This window comes from Billgrantia gudaonensis, assembly GCF_900100195.1.
Classification (GTDB): domain Bacteria; phylum Pseudomonadota; class Gammaproteobacteria; order Pseudomonadales; family Halomonadaceae; genus Halomonas; species Halomonas gudaonensis.
Map to the genome: position 1 here is coordinate 152,441 of NZ_FNES01000001.1, position 17,978 is coordinate 170,418.

Annotated in this window: 13 protein-coding genes and 1 tRNA gene; 8 read left to right on the plus strand and 6 right to left on the minus strand. The window is 65.3% G+C overall.

Going from position 1 to position 17,978, the window contains the following annotated elements; translation table 11 throughout:
* Positions 1-155: 155 nt before the first annotated feature.
* Entirely contained in the window at positions 156-4,997 is a 4,842-nt protein-coding gene (locus BLP96_RS00690; protein ID WP_089682069.1) for an NAD-glutamate dehydrogenase, read from the plus strand.
* A gap of 124 nt (positions 4,998-5,121) precedes the next feature.
* Positions 5,122-6,183 carry a quinone-dependent dihydroorotate dehydrogenase gene (locus BLP96_RS00695; RefSeq protein ID WP_089682071.1) on the plus strand — a complete coding sequence of 354 codons (1,062 nt, stop codon included), beginning with the start codon at positions 5,122-5,124 and terminating at the stop codon, positions 6,181-6,183.
* An 80-nt stretch (positions 6,184-6,263) separates the two neighbouring features.
* Here BLP96_RS00695 and rmf read toward each other — a convergent pair whose 3' ends face one another.
* A complete protein-coding gene (gene rmf, locus BLP96_RS00700; RefSeq protein WP_089682073.1) occupies positions 6,264-6,470 on the minus strand; it encodes a ribosome modulation factor in 207 nt (68 codons plus the stop codon).
* Between the two features lie 270 nt (positions 6,471-6,740).
* On the opposite strand from rmf, the gene rlmKL reads away from it, so the two are divergent.
* Both rlmKL and BLP96_RS00710 read left to right on the plus strand, forming a co-directional pair.
* A complete protein-coding gene (gene rlmKL, locus BLP96_RS00705; RefSeq protein WP_089682075.1) occupies positions 6,741-8,933 on the plus strand; it encodes a bifunctional 23S rRNA (guanine(2069)-N(7))-methyltransferase RlmK/23S rRNA (guanine(2445)-N(2))-methyltransferase RlmL in 2,193 nt (730 codons plus the stop codon).
* Positions 8,930-9,274, plus strand: a complete 345-nt coding sequence (locus BLP96_RS00710; RefSeq protein ID WP_089682077.1) for a glutaredoxin family protein — start codon at positions 8,930-8,932, stop codon at positions 9,272-9,274. The genes rlmKL and BLP96_RS00710 overlap by 4 nt, the downstream gene beginning before the upstream one ends.
* 95 nt (positions 9,275-9,369) lie before the next feature.
* On the opposite strand, the gene BLP96_RS00715 is transcribed toward BLP96_RS00710, so the two are convergent.
* On the minus strand, positions 9,370-9,651 hold the full coding sequence (locus BLP96_RS00715) for a hypothetical protein (RefSeq protein ID WP_089682079.1): 282 nt from the start codon (positions 9,649-9,651) through the stop codon (positions 9,370-9,372).
* A gap of 172 nt (positions 9,652-9,823) precedes the next feature.
* Here BLP96_RS00715 and BLP96_RS00720 point away from each other — a divergent pair, with 172 nt between their 5' ends.
* The 3 genes from BLP96_RS00720 to pdxB are packed head-to-tail and all read left to right on the plus strand — an operon-like array spanning position 9,824 to position 13,840.
* On the plus strand, positions 9,824-11,218 hold the full coding sequence (locus BLP96_RS00720; protein ID WP_089682081.1) for a GGDEF domain-containing protein: 1,395 nt from the start codon (positions 9,824-9,826) through the stop codon (positions 11,216-11,218).
* A complete protein-coding gene (locus tag BLP96_RS00725; protein WP_089682083.1) occupies positions 11,211-12,692 on the plus strand; it encodes an ABC transporter substrate-binding protein in 1,482 nt (493 codons plus the stop codon). The genes BLP96_RS00720 and BLP96_RS00725 overlap by 8 nt, the downstream gene beginning before the upstream one ends.
* Before the next feature lie 2 nt (positions 12,693-12,694).
* Positions 12,695-13,840, plus strand: a complete 1,146-nt coding sequence (gene pdxB, locus BLP96_RS00730; protein ID WP_089682085.1) for a 4-phosphoerythronate dehydrogenase PdxB — start codon at positions 12,695-12,697, stop codon at positions 13,838-13,840.
* Between the two features lie 145 nt (positions 13,841-13,985).
* Here the strand turns inward: pdxB and htpX are convergent, their stop codons facing one another.
* From htpX to msrB, 4 genes are all read right to left on the minus strand, one after another.
* Positions 13,986-14,888 (minus strand): protease HtpX, encoded by a 903-nt coding sequence (gene htpX / locus BLP96_RS00735; protein WP_089682087.1) that lies wholly within the window; start codon positions 14,886-14,888, stop codon positions 13,986-13,988.
* Positions 14,889-15,008: 120 nt separating this feature from the next.
* Positions 15,009-16,241, minus strand: a complete 1,233-nt coding sequence (locus BLP96_RS00740; protein WP_089682089.1) for a pyridoxal phosphate-dependent aminotransferase — start codon at positions 16,239-16,241, stop codon at positions 15,009-15,011.
* Between the two features lie 53 nt (positions 16,242-16,294).
* Positions 16,295-17,251 (minus strand): ribosome biogenesis GTPase YlqF, encoded by a 957-nt coding sequence (gene ylqF / locus BLP96_RS00745; protein WP_089682090.1) that lies wholly within the window; start codon positions 17,249-17,251, stop codon positions 16,295-16,297.
* Positions 17,252-17,330: 79 nt separating this feature from the next.
* Positions 17,331-17,732 carry a peptide-methionine (R)-S-oxide reductase MsrB gene (gene msrB / locus BLP96_RS00750; protein ID WP_089682092.1) on the minus strand — a complete coding sequence of 134 codons (402 nt, stop codon included), beginning with the start codon at positions 17,730-17,732 and terminating at the stop codon, positions 17,331-17,333.
* Between the two features lie 168 nt (positions 17,733-17,900).
* On the opposite strand from msrB, the gene BLP96_RS00755 reads away from it, so the two are divergent.
* Positions 17,901-17,976: transfer RNA gene (locus BLP96_RS00755), tRNA-Glu, on the plus strand.
* Positions 17,977-17,978 lie beyond the last annotated feature (2 nt).

Here is a 17,978-nt window from a genome sequence, read left to right on the forward strand (position 1 = left end):
CGTCGACAGCGATGCGCAAGCGACATGCACCATGAAAAGGCCGGCAACTCGGTAGGTTGGCTGAACGGGCTGCAGTAAGCTGGCGTCACGGGCGGGGTCATCGCCGAACATCTATCTGGGTCGCCGATCGCGGCCCGTGGCAGTCGAGGTGAGGGATGCATTACGAGACGATCGAAGCGGACAGGCAGGATATCCTCGATCAGTTGCGTGAGCGGCTGGAGAGCGGCCTGGACCGGAAGCGCGCCGAGGCGGTGGATGCCTTCGCGCGGTACTTCTACGCCACGGTGCCGTTGGACGATCTGGCCGACCGACGACTCGACGATCTCTACGGTGCCACGCTGTCGGTGTGGCATTTCATTCAGCACTTCGACTCTGCCGAACCCAAGGTGCGGGTCTTCAACCCCGATTTCGAAGAGCACGGCTGGCAGTCGACGCACACCTTCGTGGCGGTGTTGCACGAGGACATGTCCTTCCTCGTCGATTCGGTACGCATCGAACTGAACCGTCGCGGTCTCACCGTGCATGCCATCCACAATGCCGTGTTGGCCGTGAAGCGCAGTGCCAGGCACGACCTCCAACAAGTCACTTCGCCGCGTGGCGATGGGGCGCCGGCTGCCCGCGAGTCGTTGATCGTCATCGAGATAGACCGCCACTCCAATCCCGCCTTTCTGGCCGAGATCGAAAGCGGCATTCATGAAGTGCTGCAGGACGTACGTACCGCCGTGGGCGACTATCCCGCCATGTGCGAGCGGGTGCGTGCAGCGGTGGACGAGCTCGAGGCGGGACGGCCGGAGACGGTCGATGCCGACGATCATGCCGAGGCGATCGCCTTTCTCGAGTGGCTCGTGCGCGACAACTTCACGTTCCTCGGCTACGACGAGTTCACCGTCGAGACGGATACCGAGGGCGATCGCCTGGAGAAGGTCGCCGGCAGCGAACTGGGCGTCTTCCGCCTCGATCAGCCGCGCTATCGCGAGCGCATTCGCACCGAGCTGGGCGTCGATGGCGAACGCTTCGTGCTGGTGCCCCAACTGCTGTCGTTCGCCAAGAGCGCTCACCACGCCCGAGTTCACCGACCCACCTACCCTGACTACATCTCGGTGGATCGCTACGACGAACACGGCCGGGTGGTCGGTGAGCGTCGCTTCCTCGGACTCTTCACCGCCACCGTCTACAACGAGTCGCCACGCAACATCCCGTTGCTGCGCCGCAAGCTCAAGGCGGTGATGGACATCGCCGGCTTCAACCCCAAGGGGCACAACGGCAAGCAACTGTTGCAGATCCTCGAGGTCTACCCGCGCGACGATCTCTTCCAGATCGACATTCAGGAGCTGGCGCGAACGGCGCTGGGCATTCTCGACATCCGTGAGCGGCGTCGGGTGCGGCTGTTCGTCCGTACCGACCGTTCGGGGCGATTCCATTCCTGCCTGGTGTTCGTGCCCCGCGACGTCTTCTCCACCGACCTGCGTCTGCGCATTCAGGATCTGCTCTGCGAGGAACTCGATGCCGTCTTCGGCGACTTCAATACCTATCTCTCGGAATCGGTGTTGGCACGCATCCAGTTCATCTTGCGCTTCAACGGCGAGACGCCGAAGGACGTCGACATCCGGCGGATCGAGGCGAAGGTGGCCCGCCTGGCCCGCAGCTGGCGAGACGAGCTCCAGGAAGCCATGGTGGAAGGCTATGGCGAGGAGCAGGCCAATCGCCTGATGGATCGCTTCCGCAACGCTTTTCCCGCCAGCTATCGTGACGACTATGGCGCACGCACGGCGGTATTCGACGTTCATCACCTGATCGAGCTGGACGACGGCAAGGATCTGGCGCTGTCGCTCTATCGCCTGCTGGAGGAAGAGAGCAGCGGAGTCAACCTCAAGCTGTTCCACCGTGGCCGCCCGATTCCGCTGTCCGACGTGCTGCCGATGATGGAGAACCTGGGGTTGCGGGTGATCGGCGAGCGGCCCTACGAGATCGAGACGGAGGAGACGACCTACTGGATCCACGACTTCGACCTGGAACATCACACCAGCATCGAAGTCAGCCTGCAGGCGATGCGCGAACCCTTCATCGAGGCCTTCCAGCGCATCTGGGCTGGCGAAGCGGACAACGACGCCTTCAATCGCCTGGTGATCGTCGCCAATCTGGACTGGCGAGAGGTCGCCATGCTGCGCGGCTATGCACGCTACTTGAAGCAGATTCGCTTCGGCATGTCGCAGGACTACATCGCCACGACTCTGGCCAATCATCCCGAGATCACCGGTGAGCTGGTGCGCCTGTTCGCGCTGCGCTTCCATCCTCAGGAAACGGGGAGCGCACAGGCCATCGATGCCTGCGTCGAGACCATCGTGCGTCATCTCGACGGGGTGGCGAGCCTCAACGACGATCAGCTGCTGCGACGCTACATGGAGCTGATCCTGGCGACGCTGCGCACCAACTACTACCAGACCACGCCGGATGGGCAGATCAAGGACTACATCGCCTTCAAGCTGGATCCGAGCCAGGTCACCAACATGCCTCGCCCGCGGCCGGTCTACGAGATCTTCGTTTGTTCGCCACGAGTGGAGGGCGTACACCTACGCGGCGGCAAGGTGGCTCGTGGCGGTCTGCGCTGGTCCGACCGCCACGAGGATTTCCGCACCGAAGTGCTGGGGCTGGTCAAGGCGCAGCAGGTCAAGAATGCGGTGATCGTGCCGGTGGGCGCCAAGGGTGGCTTCGTGTGCAAGCGTCTGCCCGAGGGTGGCGACCGCCAGGCCATGCAGCGAGAGGGCATCGCCTGCTACAAGACCTTCATTCGCGCGCTGCTCGATGTCACCGACAATCTGGTCGGCGGTGAAGTGGTGCCGCCCCGCGACGTGGTCCGTCACGACGACGACGATGCCTACCTGGTGGTGGCGGCCGACAAGGGCACCGCCACCTTCTCCGACATCGCCAACGAGATCTCCGCCGAGTATGGCCACTGGCTGGGCGATGCCTTCGCCTCCGGCGGCGCCAACGGCTACGATCACAAGAAGATGGGCATCACCGCCAAGGGGGCCTGGGAGTCGGTCAAGCGCCACTTCCGCGGCCTGGGGGTGGATACCCAGCGTGACGAGTTCACGGTGCTGGGCATCGGCGACATGGCCGGTGACGTGTTCGGCAACGGGATGCTGCTCTCCGACAAGATTCGCCTGGTCGGCGCCTTCAACCACCTGCACATCTTCGTCGACCCCGAGCCCGATGCGGCGGCCACCTTCGCCGAGCGTCAACGCCTGTTCACTGCCCCGAGCTCGTCCTGGGAGGACTTCGATACCAGCCTCATCTCGGCGGGCGGCGGCGTGTTCAAGCGCAGCGCCAAGTCGATTCCCATCTCCAAGCCGATGAAACAGCGCTTCGGTATCAAGGAGGACAAGCTTCCCCCCAACGAGCTGATTCGCGCCATGCTCAAGGCGCCGGTGGATCTGATCTGGAACGGCGGGATCGGCACCTACGTCAAGGGCAGTGAAGAGAACGATACCGAGGTCGGCGACAAGGCCAACGACGCGCTGCGCGTCACCGGCGCCGAGCTCAACTGTCGCGTGGTGGGCGAGGGCGGCAACCTGGGCCTCACCCAGCTCGGTCGCATGGAGGCCGCTCTCAAGGGCATTCGCGTCAATACCGACTTCATCGACAACGCCGGCGGCGTGAACTGCTCCGACCACGAGGTCAACATCAAGATCCTCATCGACGAGGTGGTCAAGCGCGGCGACATGACCGAAAAGCAGCGCAACCGGCTGCTGGCCGACATGACCGATGAGGTCGCCGAGCTGGTGATCCGTGACAATTACCGCCAGACGCAGGCGCTGGATCTCTCCGAGATCCTCTCGCGAGTCGGCATCGGGCCCTATCGGCGCTTCATCAGCGAGCTGGAGGCGGCCGGTCAGATCGATCGCGAGCTGGAATACCTGCCGGCCGACGATGAGCTCCATGAACGGGCCAACAATGAGCAGGGCATGACGCTGCCCGAACTCTCGGTGCTGATCTCTTACGCCAAGAGCGTGCTCAAGGGCGAGGTGCTGGCCTCGGACGTTCCCGATGACCCCTACATCCAGCAGTACCTGGAGCGTATCTTCCCGCCGGTGCTGGTCGAGCGCTTCCGCGACGAGATGTACCAGCATCGTCTGAAGCGCGAGATCGTCACCACCCAGGTGGCCAACGATCTGGTCGACCACATGGGCATCGTCTTCGTGCGGCGGTTGATCGACTCCACCGGGGCGAGCCGTGCCGAGATCGCTCGATCCTACATCGTGGCACGAGACAGCTACCAACTCGCCACGACCTGGGAACAGATCGAGGCGCTCGACAATCAGGTGCCGAGCCAGGTGCAGTACGCGATGATGCTCGACCTGATGCGTCTGATTCGGCGGGCGACCCGCTGGTTCCTGCGTCAGCGGATGGGGCTGTCGACGCGTGATGCCATCGAGTACTTCGCCCCGCGGGTGGCCCAGCTAGAGGAGAGCGTCGGCGATCTGCTGCGCGGCGAGGAGCGCGCCCAATGGGAAACGCGCCGCGACGAGCTGCTCGAAGCCGGGGTGCCCGAGGGACTGGCGGCCACGGTGGCGGCTGCCGGCAGCCTGTACAGCGCGCTGGGCATCATTCAGGCGGCCCGCCAGTCCGAAGAGAAGCCGCAGCGGGTGGCCGAGATCTTCTACGAGATCGGGCATCGCCTAGAGCTGCCGTGGATGCTCCAGCAGGTAACCAATCTCAAGGTTCGCGACAGCTGGCAGGCCCAGGCGCGGGAAACCTTCCGCGACGATATCGACCGCCAGCAGCTGGCGCTCACCGTCAGCGTGCTCAAGGCCGAGGAGGGAGGCCGCGATGCGGACGAGCGGGTCGCCCACTGGCTCGATCAGCACCGTCACCTGCACGAGCGCTGGTGCCGCTTGGTCAGTGAGGTACGCGGCGGCAGCCAGGGCGGCTTCCCGCTGTTCGCGGTGGCCGTGCGCGAGCTGGTCGATCTGGCCGAGAGCAACGGCGATGGGTGAGGCCTAGGTCAGTCGGCGGTGCCGCCAAGCGGCACTCGCTTCGGGCCGGGCGCGGTGTGAGTCGTGGCCGACGAGCGGGGCTGGTATACTCCTGCCCGCTCGTTACCGCCGCTCGGAGATGTCCATGTACGCTCTTGCCCGCTCCCTGCTGTTCCGTCTCGATGCGGAGACGGCCCACGGCATCGCCTTGCGCGGCCTCGACGTGGGGCATCGCCTGGGGCTCGCTTCGTTGCTGGTCGGCCAGCGCATCGACGATCCGGTGGAACTCATGGGGCTGCGCTTCCCCAACCGAGTGGGGCTTGCCGCCGGGCTCGACAAGAACGCCGATCATCTGGATGCCCTGGGGGCGCTGGGCTTCGGCTTCGTCGAAGTGGGCACGGTGACGCCGAAGCCTCAGCCCGGCAATCCGCGGCCGCGTCTGTTTCGCCTGCCCGAGGCGGGCGCCATCATCAATCGCATGGGCTTCAACAATGCCGGCGTCGACCATCTGGTGGAACGGGTCAAGGCGAGCCGCTATGACGGGGTGATCGGCATCAACATCGGCAAGAACCTGACCACCCCGGTGGAGCGTGCCGTCGATGACTACCTGGCGTGTCTGGAAAAGGTGCACGCCCATGCCCACTACATCGCCGTCAACGTCTCCTCTCCCAACACGCCGGGGCTGCGCGACCTGCAGTTCGGCGATCATTTGGACGCGCTGTTGGGCGCGTTGCGCGAGGCTGGATCGCGGCTCGACAGCGAGAGTGGGCGGCGAGTGCCACTGGCGGTGAAGATCGCTCCCGACATGCAGTCGGAAGAGGTGGCGCTGGTGGCCCGCAGCATCGCCGACAACGGCATCGATGCGGTGATCGCCACCAATACCACGGTATCACGCGAAGGGGTGGCCGGCCGGCGCTACGCCGACGAGGCGGGCGGGCTCTCCGGCCGCCCGGTGTTCGAGGCCTCCAATGCCATCCTGCGCGAGCTGCGGCACCACCTGCCGACACTGCCGATCATTGGCGTGGGCGGTATCGACAGCGGCACGGCGGCCGTTGCCAAGCGAGAGGCGGGAGCGGATCTGGTACAGCTCTATTCGGGCTTCATCTATCGCGGGCCTGCGCTGGTGGCCGAGTGCGCCAGGGCGTTGCAGGCGGTGGCGATGGGAGAGGCCGTGAGGCAAGACGTGGGACGAGAAGAAAGCCCATGACCGCAGTCATGGGCTTGGCTGAGATGAGGCCGACGCATCGGCTCACAGGACGATCGATTGGGTGTAACGAAAGTGGAAGGTCAAATGACCATGGGGTTCTTGTGAATGCCGGAGACGCCGGTCATCCCGGCCCATTGGTCCCCACGGCCTTCACGCCAACCGCTCATCCAATACTCGCGTATATTGACATCCTGACTGGGACAGTCGTCGCGGGAGCGCCCCGAGATACCCGCCTTGTAGCCATGCAGATAGGCGCGCTGAAACCGATCACGTTTCTGTCTTTTCATCGGATGACCTCTTGTCAAGGTACCAATTTGGGCCTCACGACAGCGTGGAGCCCGGCGTGCCACGCTCTCGGCGCGAGGAGGCGTTTTCCACGGCCGAGCGAGTGGTGGCGAGCCCTCGGCTCGCCAATGGACGCATGCGTCTTGACAGTAGCTACTACCCTCATTCATAGCGCATCATGGCAGCGACTGTCGACCTGTGTTTCGTCATAAGATCGCCATGGAAATGCCACAAAAGGAATATGCGCGGCGTCAGACGCCGGCACGAGAATCATGAGCGAAACTCCTACACCGCCTTTCGCCTTTTTGGCGACCTGTCCCCGTGGGCTCGAAGCGCTACTGGCCGACGAGCTGCGTGAATTGGGTGGCGAGCCGCAAAAGACCACCGTGGCCGGCGTGCACTTCCATGCCGACCTGGCCGGTGCCTACCGGGCGTGCCTGTGGTCGCGGCTGGCCAACCGTATCGTGCTCTGCGTCGTTCGCGAGGACGGCATCGAGCAGCCCGACGCACTGCGTCAGGCGGTGGCTCGTGTCGACTGGACGCAGCACTTGGGCCCCGGCAGCACCCTGGCGGTAGATTTCCACGGGCGCAGCGAGCAGATACGCCACACCCGCTTCGGCGCCCAGATCGTCAAGGACGGCGTCGTCGATGCCGCCCAGGCCGCCGGCCGGGAGCGCCCGCGGGTCGAGCTCAAGCAGCCCGACCTGCGCCTCTATGCGCACCTGCATCGCGGTCGGTTGACGGTCGGCGTGGACATGGCCGGCGATAGCCTGCACCGTCGCGGCTATCGTCGCGACCTTGGGCATGCTCCGCTCAAGGAGAACCTAGCCGCGGCGCTGCTGATCCGTGCGGGATGGCCGGCCCGTGCGCGTGCCGGCGAAGCGTTGGTCGATCCGCTGTGCGGAGCTGGCACGCTACTGATCGAGGCGGCGCTGATGGCGGCCGACATGGCACCCAACCTGAATCGCGAGCGCTTCGGCTTCCACGGCTGGGCCGGCCACGACGCGGCGCAGTGGCACGAGCTAAAGCGCGAAGCCGAGGCGCGAGCGCGCATCGGGCGCAAGCGCTGCCGCGCACGCCTGTACGGTTTCGACCGGAGTCCGCCGGCGTTGGCCGCGGCCAAGGCCAATGCCATGCGTGCCGGCATACCTGCCTTGATCGAATTCGACGGGGTCTCGCTGGCCCAGTTGCAGCGGCCCCAGTCACTCGGTGGGGCGGAGCGGGGACTGGTGATCACCAATCCCCCCTACGGCGAGCGGCTGGGCGAGCTGCCCGAACTGGTGAGTCTCTACGCCGAGCTGGGGGAGGGCGTGCGGCGCGCCTTTCCCGGTTGGCGTCTGGCGGTGTTCACCGCCAATCCTGACCTGGGCCACCGTCTCGGCCTGCGTGCCGACAAGCAGTATGCGCTCAACAACGGCCCGCTGGAGGCCAAACTGCTGTTGCTGGACGTGCCCGTCGAGAATCAGGCCCATGAGAACACCGCGGCCGAGCGTCCGGTCCGCGGCGACGGGGCGCAAATGTTCGCCAACCGCCTGGAGAAGAACCGCAAGCGGCTGGCCAAGTGGCTGCGCCGCTCCGGCGAAACCTGCTATCGGCTCTACGATGCCGACATGCCGGAGTACGCCGTGGCCATCGACGTCTACGGCGATCGCATTCACGTGCAGGAATATGCCCCGCCACGCTCGGTGAACCCGTCCCAGGCTCAGAAACGCCTGTTCGATGTCCTGGCGGTGATTCCCGAGGTGCTAGAGGTCGATCCCGGCCATGTCGTGGTCAAACGCCGTGAGCGCCAGAGCGGGCGCGACCAGTATCGCAAGCAGGGCGACAGCGGCGAGCGGTTCGTGGTGCAGGAGGGGAGTGCGCGGCTGTGGGTCAATCTCCACGACTACCTGGACACGGGACTCTTTCTCGACCATCGGCCGGTACGCCGAATGCTCGGTGAGATGGCCGCCGGACGTCGCTTCCTCAATCTCTTCTGCTACACCGCTGCCGCTACCGTGCAGGCGGCGCTGGGCACTCGGATGGCGCCGGGTGCCAGCGAGAGCGTCAGCGTCGACCTCTCGAACACCTACTTGTCCTGGGCGCGCGACAATTTCGCCCTCAACGCGCTCGATCCTTCGTGCCATCGGGTGGTGCGCGACGATTGTCTGCGCTGGCTGGAGACGGCCCGCGCCGAGTTCGATCTGATCTTTCTCGATCCGCCGACCTTCTCCAACTCCAAGAAGATGACGGATACCCTGGACGTCCAGCGCGATCATGGTCGCCTGGTCGATCTCGCCATGGCCCGTCTGGCACCGGGCGGTACCCTGGTGTTCTCCAACAACCAGCGCCGCTTCCGGCTCGACTCCGACCTCGGCGAACGCTATGCGGTGGAGGAGATATCGGCGCGGACGTTCGACCCGGACTTCCATCGTAACCCCGACCTGCACCACGTATTCCTGATACGCCACCGGGAAAGCCCATGACCCACTTGACGCTTTACACCACCCTGGGCTGCCATCTGTGCGAGCAGTTGGAAGCTCTGCTGACGCTGCTGCACGACGGCGACTATCGGCTGGAAAGAGTCGAGATCAGCGAGGACGAGGCGTTGCTGGCTCGCTACGGGGTGCGCATTCCGGTATTGGTGGATGCCGCAGGGGAGGAGCTCGATCGCGGCTTCGAGCCCACGCGCTTGGCGGCCTGGCTGGCAGCACGCGGCCAGTTGGACGAAGCGGCCTGGGCAAGGCTGCGGGAGGAGACCGGAGCGACGCCGCCGGGCACGGCTCGCGGTGCCGTCATGCGGGATGGGCGGCGCTACCTGGGCTGACCCGGCTTCGCCGGGAGCCATAAGCTATGAACCTTGAGCTGTAAGAAAAACATTCGCCACTGGCTACGCGGATGGCATCCTCTCGGCTTACGGCTCTAAAGGGTGTCCAGCAGCGATAGCTGGCCGACCGCTTCGCGGCCCTCGGCGCTGTGGTCCTCGGCTTCCAGTACCTTGCGCAAGCCTCGCGAGGCCTGGATGGTGGTCTCGTCGGCGAGCCACATCATGGCCTGGGCGTGGTCGTCGGCCAGCTGGTGCTTCAGCCCGCCGAACTGGGTGCCGATCTGCCCCCAGGCGCGGCTGAATATCCAGTCTCCGAACATGTCCTGGTGGATGTGCACCAACACATAGTCATGGTCACTTTCCCAGCGGACGATCACGCGTGCTCCCGGCTTCTGCCATCAAGTTGCCGCCTTGGCGGCCGATAAGAGATGGAACTATTGTAATGCACTCGTTCTGCCGGACAAGCGGGCCAACGGTATCTCGCCGGAGTGGCTTGTCGGCTTTGGCGGGCACGACTCATCCGCCACGCTCTCGGGCACAGGATGTGACATGAGAAAGGGGTTCGGTCTGACCGTCAGGCTGGCGGTACTGACGGGGCTGCTGACGTTGGTGATACTCTCGACCATCGGCTTGGCACTGATGTCGTTCGGCGAGTATCGTCAGGCACTGTCGCGCTTGTCCGATGAGTCGACCCGAGCGCTGATGACGGCCAGCCGCCTGAAGCAGCAGAGCGAGAGCATGGTGGGTAGCGGAGCCTTGCTGCTGCTGGCCGACGATCATTTCAGTCGCCGCCAGGCGATGTTCGAGATCAGCGACCGCGAGGAGTGGATTCGCGAGCTGCTTTCGGAACTGGAAGCGTCGCCCGCGACACAAGGTTCCTTCACCGCACTCGAGACCACGCTGGTCGAACTGGTCGAGAACTTCAACGCCCTGGATGCGTTGGTACGGCGACGCATCGATACCCAGGCGTTGCGTCTGAGTCGCGGGCCACACGACGAAGACAGCGTGGTGCGCCTCTATCATCTCGAGGAGCGGATCGCCGAACAGATGCGCACCAATCGTTCGCTGTCGATGGAGCTCGGCGTGGCCGTGGGCTATCACGTCAACCATATCCGTTCGCAGCTCGACGCTTCGGTGCACCGGCTCAACGAGGAGATCGGCCAGCGCGAGCGCTTGCTTGCCGGCTTTGCCGGCATGGCGATGCTGGTACTGTTGGTGACGGTGCTCTACGTCAGCCGCTCGGTGGTGCATCGGGTGCTGCGTCTGCATCGGGCCATCAGCCGCGAGCGGCCGGCGCCGGAGGAGCTCGATGTCAGCGGCAACGACGAGATTGCCCGCATGGCGAGTTCCATTCAGCGCTACATGCACAATATCAGCGACAACGAGCGTCGCATCCTGGCGATGAATCGCGAACTCGACTTCATGGCCAGTCACGATGCCTTGACCCATCTCTACAATCGCCACCATTTCGAGCGTGCCATCAACGAGCGACAGCAGGCACTCGACAGCGAGCTCTACAGCGTGGTCATGGTCGATATCGACCATTTCAAGCGGATCAACGACAATCATGGCCATGATGCGGGGGATCAGGTGATCCGCATGGTGGCCGACCAACTGAGTCGGGGGTTGCCGGATTCGGCGCTGCTGGCACGCTACGGCGGCGAGGAGTTCGTGGCGCTCGTGCCGGGGTGTTCGGCGGCGGCAGTGGCGTCGATGCTCGAGACCATTCGCCATGCACTGATGGGGGCCGTCGTCCGGGTCGATGGCGTGACGCTGTGGGTGACGGCCAGTTTCGGAGTGGCGCAAAAGATTCCCGGCGCGGCGTTCGATCGCTGCCTCAAGGCGGCCGACGAGGCGCTCTACGAGGCCAAGCGTCGCGGCCGAAACCGCGTGGTGGTGCGGCCGCTGCGCCAGTCCGATAGCGAGGGAGGCGACAATGGGTAAGCGAATCGCGGCGTTGCCGACACTGCTGCTGGCCGTGTCGATGAGCCTGTCTGGCGTGGCAGTGGCGCAGCAGAGCCTGCGAGTCGACCTGCAGCTCGAACCGCCGCACCTGGACCCCACGCGTACGCCGTCGGCCACTACCGCCGAGACCGTTCATCGCAATGTCTTCCAGGGACTGACCCGCATCGATCGCCACGGTGAGGTACGGCCCGGGCTGGCAGAGCGCTGGCGGGTATCCGAGGATGGATTGCGCTATCGCTTCTGGCTACGCAAGGGAGTGCGCTTCCACGATGGCCGGCGTTTCGACGCCGAGGTGGCGGCCTACAGCCTGCGACGCTTGTTGAGCGAGGATGCCGGCAATCCACAGCGGCAGCTGTATCGCGCGATTCGCGAGGTGGAGGTCGCCGGCTCCCACGAGCTCGTTCTGCATCTCTCGCAACCCAACAGCCTGCTGCCGTTTCGGCTGGGACTCTCCGCTGCCGTGATGGTGCATCCCGATAGCGTCCACACCAACGTGACGCGGCCGGTGGGCACTGGGCCGTATGCATTCCAGGGCTGGGAGCGCGGTTCGGGCGTACGCCTGGCGGCTTTCGCCGACTACTGGGGCCAAGCCCCGGCCATCGAGCGTGCCACCTTCACCTTTACCGGCAATCGCCTGGAACTGGAGGGCGGGCTCGCCGAAGGGCTGATCGACCTCTACCCCGATGCCAGCAGCCTCACGTCGCACATGGCCCTGTCACTCCGTGCCGATTATCGAATCAAGGACGGTTTCAGCGAAGGCGAAGTGATTCTGGCGATCAACCATGCTCGCCCGCCCTTCGACGACCGCCGCGTACGACGCGCGCTCTCCCATGCCGTGGACCGGGAAGCCCTGCTCGATATCTATCCCGCCATCTCCCCACCGTTGATCGGCAGCCACTTCTCGCCTCGCCATCCGGCCTATGTCGATCTGGTCGACCGTTATCCCCATGATCCGCAGCGCGCGCGCGAACTCTTGGCGGAAGCCGGCCAGGCCGAAGGTTCGTCGCTGACTTTGACGGTGCCGCCGACCCAGTACGCCGAATCCGCCAGCCTGTACATCGCTGCCGATCTCGAGGCGGTGGGTATCGAGGTGACCCTGGAACGCCTCGACTGGCCGGAGTGGCTCGCTCAGGTGTTCAACGAACACGACTACGATCTGACCATCGTTGCCCACGTCGAGCCCATGGATATCGATATCTATGCTCGCGATGATTACTACTTCAACTACCAAGATGCGGATTTTAAGGCGCTGTGGAAGCGCATCGAGGCGGCGCAGGAAGCGTCGGCTCGCCACGCACTGCTGGGCGAGGCGCAGCGTCATCTCGCCGACGAGGCAGTCAACGTTTTCCTCTTTCTCAAGCCGCAGCAGGCGATCCACAAGGTTGGTCTCACGGGCGTCTGGTCGGATACGCCGATTCCGGCGGTGGTTCTCCAGGAACTCGCGTGGGAGTGAGCATGCGCATCGTCGTCGACGCCAACGTTCCCGCCGCCGAGGCATGTTTCGGCGAGCTGGGTGAGGTCGTGCGTCTGGCCGGACGTGACATCGACGCGCATGCCGTGCGTGACGCCGACGCCCTGGTGGTGCGTTCCATCACGCGGGTAGACGAAGCACTGGTGGCGGGCAGCCGGCTGCGTTTCGTCGGCACTTGCACCATCGGCACCGATCATGTCGACGAGACGGCCTTGGTCCGTCATGGCATCGACTTCGCCAATGCGCCGGGCTGCAACGCCGAAGCGGTGGTGGACTACGTGCTTTCGAGCCTGCTGACGCTAGGCGAGCGCCACGATTGGTGCCTGACCGATCGGCGCGTGGGTATCGTCGGCGTCGGCAACGTGGGGGGGCGCTTGCTGACGCGACTGCAGGACCTCGGCGTCGAGTGTCTGGCTTGCGACCCGCCACGTGCACAACGGCAGGGGGCCTCCGGCTTCCATGACCTGGAGACGCTGATCGACGCCTGCGACGTACTCTGCCTGCATACGCCGTTGGTTCGCGATGGCCCCCATGCCACCCATCATCTGCTCGATGCCCGGCGCATCGCGGAGCTGGCGCCGCAGACCGTGCTGGTCAATGCCGGGCGGGGTGACTGCGTGGACGGTCAGGCTCTGCGTGGGCGTCTCGCCGGCCCCGGTGACATCACGGCGGTGCTCGATGTCTGGGAGGGCGAGCCGGCCATCGATCCGGCTTTGCGCGACCTGGCCGCCATCGCTACCCCACACGTCGCTGGCTACAGCCTCGACGGCAAACTGCGTGGCACCCATGCTGTCTATCTTGCGCTCTGCCACGAGTTGGGGCTGCCGGCACGCATCGGGCTGGCCGACCTGCTGCCGACACCGCCCCTGCGGCGGCTCGAACTCGGCGGCGGGCTCACCCCGGAGGAGGCGTTGCGGCTCTGTGCTCGGGCCGTCTTCGACGTGCGACGCGACCACGACCGCCTGCTGCGTGAGCAGCACCGCCAGGGCCTGGCACGTGGCTTCGATGCCTGCCGGGCGAACTACCCGCTGAGGCGCGAGTTCGCCACGCTGGGCATCGAATTAGGCGAGGGCACCGAAGATCTGGCACCGCTGCTGGCCGGCGCCGGCTTTCAGGTAGCGCCGGGCTGAGTTGCCAGCCACGACTACGAGCCACGGGGTTCGAGTTGCGGGTTTCGATGGGCGAGTTAGACTTGCCTGCAGCCCGCAGCCCGCAGCCCGCAGCCCGCAGCCCGCAGCCCGCAGCCCGCAGCCCGCAGCCCGCAGCCCGCAGCCCTCAACGGTATTCGGCTTCCTTCAATGCCTGAATCCGATCGTCCAGCGGCGGGTGACTGGCGAACAACCGCTCCATCAGCGAACGCGTCTGGCCCTTGGTGATGGCCATGGCACGCAGAGTGTCGGGCATCTGGTCGGGCATTTCCACTTCTGCCTTGAGGCGCGACAGGGCGCCGATCATGGCCCCCGAGCCGGCGAGCTTGGCGCCGGCGGCATCGGCGCGGTACTCGCGGAAGCGCGAGAACCAGGCCACGATGGCGGAGGCGACGATGCCAAAGACGATCTCGGCGACGATCACCACCGCGAAATAGCCCATGAACCCAAGGCCGCCTTCGCCGTCGCTGCGCGAACGCAGGAACTGATCGACCAGGTGAGCCACCACTCGGGCGAAGAACATCACGAAGGTGTTCACCACGCCTTGGATCAGCGCCAGGGTGACCATGTCGCCGTTGGCCACGTGGCCGATCTCGTGGGCCAGTACGGCACGCACTTCGTCCGGCTTCATGCGGTTGAGCAGGCCGGCGGAGACCGCCACCAAGGCGTCGTCCTTGTTCCAGCCGGTAGCGAAGGCGTTGGATTGCTGGGCGGGGAAGATCCCGACTTCCGGCGTCTTGATGCCGGCCTCGCGGGCCAGCTCGGCGACGGTGTCGACCAGCCATTTTTCGGTAGCGTTGGAAGGCTGTTCGATGATCACCGTGCCGGTGCTGCGCTTGGCCATCCACTTGGAGATGAACAGCGAGATCATCGACCCGGCCATGCCGAAGATGAAACAGAATATCAGCAGGCTCTGGAAGTTGAGCCCCTGGTCGCTGAGGTAGCCGTCCACGCCCAGCAGGCGCAGGGTGATGCTGGCAACCAGCAGTACCGCCAGGTTGGTGGCCAGGAAGAGCAGGATTCGCATCATTTCGGGATCTCTCCGTCGATCGTCAAAGGGTCCGCACCGTTCACGGCGTCGACAAGCTGTTGCTTAGATACGGCCTTGGCCGCGGGGTTTCAAGTCGGGTACGCAATCGCAATACCTTGTTCATTGGCGGTAGCGCGAGAGGAACCTCGCGAAACGGTCCAGCGCGTCGCCGAGCTGGTCGGCCCAGGGCAGAGTGACGATGCGTACGTGGTCCGGGTCCGGCCAGTTGAAGGCGGTGCCCTGGACCAGCAGGATCTTCTCCTGCAGCAGCAGGTCGAGCACCAGCTGCTGGTCGTCGCGGATGTCGAACACCTTGGGGTCGAGGCGCGGGAAGGCGTAGAGCGCTCCCTTGGGCTTGACGCAACTGACGCCGGGAATGGCGTTGAGCTTGTCGAAGGTGATGTCGCGCTGGGCCCGCAGGCGCCCACCGGGCAGGATCAGGTCGTTGATCGACTGGTAGCCACCCAGTGCCGTCTGGATGGCATGCTGGGCCGGCACGTTGGCGCACAGGCGCATCGAGGCGAGCATGTTGATGCCCTGGATGTAGTCGGTCGCGCGCTGCATGGCCACCTGGCCGGAGAGGATCATCCAGCCGGAGCGAAAGCCGGCGCAGCGGTAGCTCTTGGACAGGCCGTTGAAGGTCACCACCAACTGGTCTTCGTCGGCCAGGGCCCCGGTGGAGACGTGTTCGGCGTCGTCGTAGAGGATCTTGTCGTAGATCTCGTCGGAAAACACCACCAGGTCGTGTTCGCGGGCGATGGCCAGCAGCTCGCGGACGACCTCCGGCGGGTAGACCGCCCCGGTGGGGTTGTTGGGGTTGATGATGACGATGGCGCGGGTATGGCCGGTCACCTTGGCGCGCACGTCGGCGATATCGGGCGCCCAGTCGGCCTGCTCATCGCAGCGGTAGTGCACGGCTCGTCCGCCGGACAGGTTGGCGGCGGCGGTCCACAGCGGGTAGTCGGGTGCGGGGATCAGCACTTCGTCGCCGTCGTTGAGTAGCGCCTGCAGGGCCATCACGATCAGCTCCGAGACGCCGTTGCCGATGTAGATGTCCTCGATGCTGACGCCCGGAATCGCCTTGCGCTGGCACTCCTGCATGATCGCCTTGCGCGCTGAGTAGAGCCCCTTGGAATCGCAGTAGCCCTGGGCGGTGGGCAGGTTGCGCATCACGTCCTGGAGGATCTCCTCCGGCGCTTCGAAGCCGAACGGGGCGGGGTTGCCGATGTTGAGCTTGAGGATGCGCTGGCCCTCGTCTTCCAGGCGCTTGGCCTGTTCGAGGACGGGACCGCGGATGTCATAGCAGACGTTGTCGAGCTTGTGCGATTTCCTGAACGGAGAGGGCGTTTCCATGGCGATTCCGAAAGTCGGTGGTGTCCAGTGGCGCCCGGTGGGCGCCGGTCGTGTCAGGTGGGCGTGTCGGCGGTCGAAAGTTCGTCATCGGTCGTGGCGTCGGGCGGGATGTCCGCCGGCGTTTCCAGCGTGAGGCGGCCCAGTTTGCCATGGCGCAGTTCGTGTAGCAGCACCTCGGCGCCGCGGTGCAGGTCGACCTCGCCGCCCGCGCGCAGGCCGCCGCGCTTGGCGGCGATCTCGGCCAGTATCGCATGGCCGTCGAAGCCGGCCTGGGCCAGCAGGTCGGGCCGCTCGGGGCCATCGGCCTCGACCCGTTCGGCCTCCGGGTGGGGCGCGTAGGCCGGAAGTGCCGCGAGCTTGAAGCGTGCCGTGAGCGCTTCGGGGTAGCGCCGAGCCAGTTCGGCGGCGGTGACCACCGCCACGTCGACGTAGTCGATGGCGGTGTCGCGGATGGCGCCACTGGCCGCCAGCCGATAGGCGCTGGCCTGATCCTCGATCTTGGGCCACAGCACTCCGGGTGTATCGACCAGTGCCACGCGGCCGGCGATGCGCACCTTCTGCTGGCGCTTGGTCACCGCCGGTTCGTTGCCGGTCTTGGCAATGGCCTTACCGGCCAGGCCGTTGATCAGCGTCGACTTGCCCACGTTGGGAATGCCCATGACCATCACACGCACGTCACGGTCAGGGCGCACCGCGCCGGCTAGTTCGTGGCACAGCTTGGGGATGCGCTTGAGCTCCCGGGCCTGGGTGGTGGTCACCGCCAGGGCGCGCATCCCGGCCTGGGCATCGAAGTGGGCAACCCATTCGCGGGTTCGTTCGGGATCGGCCAGATCGGCCCGCGAGAGGATCTTCAGCACCGGCTTGTGCCGGGTCAGCTCGGCCAGCATGGGATTGGCGCTGGAGTAGGGCAGGCGGGCATCGAGCACTTCGATCGCCACGTCGATTTCCGGCAGCGCCTCCTTGATCTGGCGGCGAGCCTTGTTCATGTGTCCCGGATACCAGCCGAGCATTGCTTGGTCTCTCCTGCCCAAAACGTGACGGCCGACCATCATAGCAGATGGTCGGCCGCCTCAGGGCAGTGGTCGAGGGTCATTCGCCGGGATGGAAGGCTAGGGCCACGGAATTGATGCAGTAGCGTAGCCCCGTCGTTTCGGGCGGGCCGTCGGGAAAGACATGCCCCAGATGGGCATCGCAGTGGGCACATACCACTTCCGTGCGTTGCATGCCGGCTGAGCCGTCGGGGCGCTCCTCGACGGCGGCCTTGCCCAGCGGGCGATCGAAGCTGGGCCAGCCGCAGCCGGCGTCGAACTTGTGCTCGTTCTCGAACAGCGGGGCGTGGCAGCAGATGCAGTGGTAGATGCCGTGCTCGTCATGTACCCGATAGTCGCCGCTGAAGGGGGGCTCGGTGCCCCTTTCCCGGGTGACGCGATACTGTTCCGGGGTCAACTGGCTGCGCCATTCCGCATCGTTCTTCTCGACTTTTCTGCGCATGGTTTCTGCTCCTTTCGGTTCAGGTCGTCCTGCCGGCGTGTCATGGTCTCTTCCATCAGACATCGTCGGCAGCGGTAATTTCCAGCCCCGGGGCGTTCATGGGCGGAGTTGACAGCTCCTAGGGGCTCGAGTAACATGCGCGCCACCTCGTTGAGGCGAGACGGCTGCGTCCCATTCGTCTAGTGGTCTAGGACACCGCCCTTTCACGGCGGTAACAGGGGTTCGAACCCCCTATGGGACGCCACT